This is a genomic window from Aeromonas sp. PrichA-15, assembly GCF_017939245.1.
Classification (GTDB): Bacteria; Pseudomonadota; Gammaproteobacteria; order Enterobacterales; family Aeromonadaceae; genus Aeromonas; species Aeromonas caviae.
Genome location: NZ_JAGKRH010000135.1, coordinates 1 through 4,921 on the forward strand (window position 1 = coordinate 1; position 4,921 = coordinate 4,921).

The following is a 4,921-nucleotide window of genomic DNA, read 5'->3' on the forward strand; positions in this document are numbered from 1 at the left end:
TTGTGCTTGAGCATCCAGGCGGTGTCATATTTGACGTCCAACTGGCGCTTTAGCTCCATCGCTGACAAGCCAGTTTTGGTCTGTGACAGCAGCTGCATCGCCAGAAACCACTTGGTCAGTGGGAGTTTTGTGTTTGCAAAAATCGTGTTTCCAGTCAATGACATCTGGTGACGGCAGTTATTGCATTGCAGCACGCGTGGCCGACTTTTCAGGCGACAGCAGGTCTTGTTGGCGCACTCAGGACAGATGAAACCGTTCGGAAAACGCCAAGCAAGCAGCGCGTTTTCGCACTGCGCTTCAGTGCCATAGTCCTTGAAAAAATCAAACAGGCTGTAGCCTTTCTGGAATTGGACTTTGCTTTTGGCCATGATCTCGCACCTCAGTAACTGTACGTAAGATCAGTATAGCTCGTGGTGACTGCTAATCATGGGTAATCAGGTAAGGCTATGAGGTGTCTAGGGAACTGGGGGCGATTCAGTGCTTAATGAGATATATTGAACAGCAAGTTAAGTAGATCGTTTTGATTATTGGTGCCGGTTTTATGCAACAGTGTTTTTATTTGGCTTTTTACAGTCTCCAAAGAGACCCCTCGAAGGCGAGCGACCTCTGCTCCGGTCAGACCACGCGAGAGCAGGGTAAGTACATCCTGTTCGCTCTTAGTCAAACAATAAAGTAGCTCCATACGTTGCAGGTGCCGCTCATGCTCCCATCGAGGATCAATCAACATCAATTCAAACCATCCGCTGGGCTCTGGCAGTGGAGTCCATTCGAGGATCACCTGATGAGACTCTGACAGAGACAGAACAAGACGCCCTTCAGTTCCACGGCTCAACGATTCCCGCCAAAGAGGTAGCCAGCGAGAAGGAATGACCAGTTGATGGTCAACAGGGTTCTGTGTGATGTGATATTCACCCAGCGCCTGCTGCATGGCACGATTGGTCAGTTGTAGATGCCCATATTGATCCACTACAGCGCGTGGGCGATTATCACGCTCCAGCAGTGCCGTCAGTAGTATACGTTCCTCATTGAACCTCTGACGTCGACGATAACTTCTGGCCCAACAGCCAAGTCCGTTGGAGAGCCATTGCAACATCTGTTGCTCAGCCGGAGTGAAAGGGGGTTGAGTCTTATCCCGATGGAGGGTGATCGCAAACTCGTCCCGGGTACTCAGAGGAACCAGAATGCACAGGGCATAACGAGCTTGAAAACGCGGCACCATCTCTTCCCTGAACACTGGATTGTCGATGCGCTCAAAGTTCAAGAGTTGATCAACGATGGCCGCCTTGCCAACCAGCATGTGCTGCATATAGGTGTTGAGAAAAACATCATCGGCCATGCGTTCAAAATAAAAGGCCAGATCAGAGCGAGAATAGCTTTTGGTCCAGACGATAGCATCCTCAGGGGTTTGTCGGGGGGCCAGTACCACGCTAGCAGCGGATGCATTGAACAGAGATCTCAACTCATCAAATATTTTGCACAGGAGGTCATAGTCTTGCTCAGCCTCGTAGAGACGCCCCTGCAATTCCAGTAGCTTCGAGATACAAATTGCCATACACACCAACCTCCATTGTTGCTAATAACATCATGTCGATCAGCCAATAACATCATGCCGATCACTTTTTTTCTGCCCGCGTTTATAGCGTCTTCCTTTTACTCCGCCTGATCGGCATCGGTCAAGTTGGCGCCCTGTTTTCTCATCGATTCTCCCGTTAAGGTCACGCGCACCGCTCTGTGGATCAGTCGGTCCAAGATCGCCTCGGCGAAGGTTGCCTCTCCGATCATCCCGTACCACTTCTCCACCGGCAATTGGCTCGCCACTATCGTTGAGACGTTGCCGTAGCGGGTATCGATGATCTCCAGCAGGTTGCTGCGTTCGCTCGCGTCCAGCATCTCCATGCCCCAGTCATCCAGGATCAGTACCCCTATGTTGCTTACCCGCTCCAGCAGTTTCGGATAGCTGCCATCCGCTTGGGCCAGTCGCATCTCTTCAAGTAGGGTTTTCAGCCGGTAATACCGCACGCCCACTCCTTGCCGGATAAAGTAACGGCCCAGGGCACACGCCAGGTAACTCTTGCCACAGCCTGCCGCGCCCGTTAGCAGCAGGTTTTGTTGATGACTCAGCCAGTGTCCTTCCAGCAGTTGGCGGATCTGCGCTTTGCTCACGCCTCGACCCGCCCGATAGTCGAGCTGCTCCACCTGTCCGGCTAGCCGGAACCGGGCTTGCTTCTCCAGGCGGTTGGTTTTCCTCTGCTCCCGCTGCACCAGCTCATGGCTCAGTAATAGTTGCAGCCGCTCTTCAAAACCCATATCCAGGTACAGCATGCTCTGGGCCTGCTGCTGGTTCAGAGCCTGTTTCATGCCGCTCAAGTGCAGGCGGCTTAGTTGTTCATCGAGGTGTAATTGCATCGGCTTCTCCTGATCCGTGGGGTTAGTGGAAGTAGTGCTCGCCATGGACATTGTCATGACGGATGTCTTGCAGCGGATCCTGTCGCTCGTTGGCAATGAGTTGTTGCTCCTCCAGGCCATGCTTGAGCATGCTGCGGATGTTGTGCAGCCGGTTGGCGCCGGTCAGGTGCCCCCGGAGGCAGGCCGCTTCCAGCCGCTCCTTGCCATAGGTTTTGCTCTGCCCCAGCAAGGCCAGGCAAGGGCGCACCGCTTGCGTCGAATGCTCTGCCTGCCGGATAAAGCCATCCACCCAATGCGTGGTGTAGGGGCCGATGGACGCCGCCCAGCCAAGCAGTCGCTCTGGCGACCACTCCAGCAGTGCCTGATGATGCGCGGGCATGTGTTCACGCAGGCTGCTGTGCTGGCCTTTGTGATGACTCCGCTGGTGTTCGGCCACGATCTTGCCCGCGTGGTACAGCGTGACGGTATGCTCGGCCAGATGCGCCTCCAGCCGCTTGCCCTGCAAGGCATAGGGCACTGAGTAATAGTGCTTTTCCAGATCGACGTGGTAGTCCTTACCAACCAGCACCGGCACTACTTTGGTGTAGTGATAGGGATAATCCGGCAACGGCTTGAGCGCCGGTGCATCGAGCTCGGCAAACAGTGAGGCACGGCAGCCAGGCAGCTTCTGGAAGGATTTCTGGTTGAGCCGGGTCAGCAGTTCACCCATTCGCTGATTGAGCTGGGCCAGGCTATGGAAGGTTTCATGACGCAGCACCGCCAGGATCCAGCGGGTGACGATCTGCACGCCCACCTCCGCCTTGGACTTATCCTTCGGCTTGCGGGGCCGCGCGGGCATGATCGCCGTACCGAAATGGGCCGCCAGCATCTGGTAGGTAGGGTTGAGATCCGGATCGGTATTGCGCGCCACGCTGACGGCACTCTTGAGGCAATCAGGTACCACCAATTGCGGCACACCGCCAAAGAACTCGAAAGCGCGCTTGTGGCTCATCACCCAGTCATCGAGCTGCTGGGAGCGGGTGGCCTCGGCAAAGGTGTAGTTGGAGGCCCCCAGCACGGCGACAAAGATCTGGGCCCGGTAAAGGATCTCGCCGGTATGCGGATCGACAATGGGCATGGTCTGGCCGCAGTAGTCGACAAAGAGTTTTTCGCCCGCAATATGGGTCTGCCGCATCGAGGGTTGCAGCAGCGCCGCCCACTCTTTATAGAGCCGACAGAAGTGGTTGTAGCTGTAGTGGGAGCCTGGATGGCGCTCGGCGTACTCCTGCCATAGCAGCTCGAGGGTCACGCCTTTTTGACCTGGTTTTTTGAGTTCCTGATGCAACAAGGCCCAGTTGGGAGTGGGTTTGTGCTGAGTTTTATGAACAGAGCAGGTCTTGAGAAATGCGCGCTCCAGGGAGACATCATCCCAGGACTCAGACAGGGGCCAGGTCATGATACCCAGTTGAGCCGCCCGGTTGAGGTAATAGGATACGGTGCTAGGAGAGATATGCAGGCTGAGGGCGATCTGCCGATGAGCCAGTTGAGCCTGATATTTAAGGCGAAGAATTTCTTTGAGTTTTCTCACAGTGATAGGCCTCGCAGACATGCACGTTCCTCTGTTGGAGCAGATGGGAAAGTGCGGGTTTAACGAAGCGGGGAGAAAAAGTCACCAATAACATGGATGCCGATCATGGTTTCCCATCGAGGGTAAAAAGTGATCGGCGTGGGATGTTATTGAGTGATCGGCATGGATGTTATTACGTGATCGGCATGAATGTTATTGAGCGATCGCCATGCGTGGGAATATGCAGTTGCACGGTCACTGATGTTCATCACCTTACCGGCGCTGCTCGCTCGACCATCGGCCGTTGGCTTCGATGGTATCGAGATGAAGGCATAGATGCGCTAGAAGCCTTACCGGCTGGCCGTGCCCCAGTCTTACCTGTTGCCAAGATTGTCACTTTACTGGTGCTGCTCATGCAGTTTTCTCCGCAAGATTTTGGTTATCAGCGCAGCCGCTGGTGTACCGAACTATTGGCTATCAAAATCAATCGGTTAACAGGCCTCAATATGGCAGCCTCCACGCTCCGTCGATGGTTACCGCGTATGGGCATTGTCTGGCGAAGGCCCGTGCCGACCTTGCGGATAAAAGACCCAGCCTATCAGGAGAAAATGGCGGATATCGACGCTGCGCTGGCCCGCTGTGATGCCGATAATCCGGTGTTTTATGAGGATGAAGTCGATATAGACCTCAATCCCAAATTAGGGGCCGACTGGATGTTCAGAGCGCAGCAAAAGCGGGTTGTCACGCCGGGACAGAACGCGAAACATTACCTGGCAGGCGTTCTCCATGCAGGCAACGGAAGAGTGCTTTACGTCAGTGGGATAAAGAAAAACTCATCCCTGTTTATCGCCATGCTGGAAAAGCTGCGTCGCCACTACCGACGAGCCAAAACCATCACGCTGATCCTCGATAACTACATCATTCACAAAAGCAAACAGACCGAGCGATGGTTGAAGAAAAACCCTAAGT

The 4,921-nt window shown here is 54.4% G+C and carries 4 protein-coding genes and 1 pseudogene; 1 reads left to right on the forward strand and 4 read right to left on the reverse strand.

Going from position 1 to position 4,921, the window contains the following annotated elements; translation table 11 throughout:
- The 4 genes from J9889_RS16100 to istA all read right to left on the reverse strand — a co-directional run.
- The coding region (locus tag J9889_RS16100) for a transposase (RefSeq protein WP_210557342.1) at window positions 1-368 on the reverse strand (368 nt) is incomplete at its 3' end.
- A 113-nt stretch (window positions 369-481) separates the two neighbouring features.
- Window positions 482-1,552 (reverse strand): LuxR C-terminal-related transcriptional regulator, encoded by a 1,071-nt coding sequence (locus tag J9889_RS16105; RefSeq protein ID WP_043852304.1) that lies wholly within the window; start codon window positions 1,550-1,552, stop codon window positions 482-484.
- Window positions 1,553-1,650: 98 nt separating this feature from the next.
- Window positions 1,651-2,406, reverse strand: a complete 756-nt coding sequence (istB, locus tag J9889_RS16110; RefSeq protein ID WP_043851824.1) for an IS21-like element ISAs27 family helper ATPase IstB — start codon at window positions 2,404-2,406, stop codon at window positions 1,651-1,653.
- A 22-nt stretch (window positions 2,407-2,428) separates the two neighbouring features.
- Window positions 2,429-3,994 carry an IS21-like element ISAs27 family transposase gene (gene istA / locus J9889_RS16115; RefSeq protein WP_043851823.1) on the reverse strand — a complete coding sequence of 522 codons (1,566 nt, stop codon included), beginning with the start codon at window positions 3,992-3,994 and terminating at the stop codon, window positions 2,429-2,431.
- Window positions 3,995-4,203: 209 nt separating this feature from the next.
- Here istA and J9889_RS16120 point away from each other — a divergent pair.
- Window positions 4,204-4,921: pseudogene (locus J9889_RS16120) on the forward strand (IS630 family transposase); the annotation flags it as partial.